The sequence below is a fragment of the Streptomyces sp. UNOC14_S4 genome (genome assembly GCF_020740835.1).
Taxonomy (GTDB): Bacteria; Actinomycetota; Actinomycetes; order Streptomycetales; family Streptomycetaceae; genus Streptomyces.
In genome coordinates, this window is sequence record NZ_JAINFC010000878.1 from 1 (window position 1) to 1,644 (window position 1,644).

The 1,644-nt window shown below is 77.3% G+C and carries 1 protein-coding gene; it reads right to left on the bottom strand.

The window, feature by feature from the left end; all coding sequences use genetic code 11:
- Nucleotides 1–1,587: DNA repair protein RecN (gene recN, locus K6I34_RS36675; RefSeq protein ID WP_229332344.1), on the bottom strand; the 1,587-nt coding region annotated here is incomplete at its 3' end.
- Between the last annotated feature and the right edge of the window lie 57 nt (nt 1,588–1,644).

Below are 1,644 nucleotides of genomic sequence, written 5' to 3' on the forward strand. Positions count from 1 at the left end.
GTGCCGGTCGGCGAAGGCGGCCACCTGCGGAAGGTGGGTGACGACCACGACCTGCGCCGACTGCGCGAGGCGGGCCAGGCGGCGGCCGACCTCGACGGCCGCCTTGCCGCCGACCCCGGCGTCGACCTCGTCGAAGAGATAGGTCGGCACGGGGTCGGAGCCCGCGAAGACCACCTCGACGGCGAGCATGACGCGCGACAGCTCGCCGCCCGAGGCGCCCTTGGCGATGGGCCGCGGCTGCGCGCCGGGGTGCGGGGTGAGGTGGAGCTCGACCTCGTCGGCGCCGTGCGGCCCGTACGCCACGGCCCGGCCGCCGACCTCGACGCCGCCCGCGGCCTCGGACTCCGGGACCTCGGTCTGCCGGATCACGAAGGACACGCGCGCGTGCGGCATGGCCAGCGAGGCCAGTTCCCCGGTGACGGCCTCCGCGAACCGCGCGGCCGCCTCCGTCCGCGCGTCGGTCAGCGCCTGCGCCAGCCCGCCGAGTTCGTCGCGCAGCGCGTCCCGCTCGGCGGTCAGCTCGCCGATGCGCTCGTCGTCGCCCTCCAGCTCGCCGAGGCGGGCGGCGCTCTCCTCCGCCCAGGCGAGGACGGCGGCGATGTCCTGGCCGTACTTGCGCGTCAGGTGGGACAGGGCCGCGCGCCGCTCCTCGACCGTGGCCAGCCGCCGCGGGTCCGCGTCCAGGTCGGAGGCGTAGCTCGCGAGCTCCCCGGCCACGTCGGCGAGCAGGATGCCGATCTCGCCGATGCGGTCGGCGAGGCCGGCCAGGGCCGGGTCGTGGGAGCGCACGGCCTCGACGGCGCGCTGTGCCCCGGCGACCAGGGTGGTGGCGTCGACGGCCTCGGGGTCCTCGGGGTTCCCGGCGAGCGCGGCGTGCGCGAGGGTGGCGGCGCCCGCGAGGGCCTCGGCGTGCCCGAGCCGCGAGGCCTCGGCGGCCAGCTCGGCGTCCTCGCCGGGCAGCGGCTCGACGGCGGCGACCTCGTCGAGGCCGAAGCGCAGCAGGTCCGCCTCCTGGGCCCGCTCGCGGGCGCGCGTGGTGAGCTCGGTCAGCTCGGCGGCGACGGCCCGCAGTCTGCGGTAGGCACCGGCGTACTTGGCGAGCGGCACGGCGACGGCGTCGCCCGCGTACCGGTCGAGGGCCTCGCGCTGTCTGGCGGGCCGCAGCAGCCCCTGCTGGTCCGTCTGCCCGTGCACGGCGACGAGCTCGTCGGCCAGTTCGCCGAGCAGGCCCACGGGGACGCTCCGGCCGCCCAGGTGGGCCCGCGAGCGGCCCTCGGCGGAGAGGGTGCGGCTGATGAGCAGGGAGCCGTCGTCGAGCTCGGCGCCCGCCTCCTCCGCCCGTACGGCGACGGGCGACCGCGGGTCGACGCTCAGCCGCCCCTCGACCACCGCGCTCTTGGCGCCGACGCGCACCAGCGCGGGGTCGGCGCGCCCGCCGAGCAGCAGACCGAGGCTGGTGACGACCATGGTCTTGCCCGCGCCGGTCTCGCCGGTCACCGCGGTGAAACCGGGCGACAGCTCGACCACGGCGTCGTCAATGACGCCCAAGGACCGGATCCGCATCTCCTCCAACACGGATACGACCATACGAGGTTCCGGGGCCCGCCCGCGACGGCCACCCCCGTCGTCCGCCCTGGGGACAGC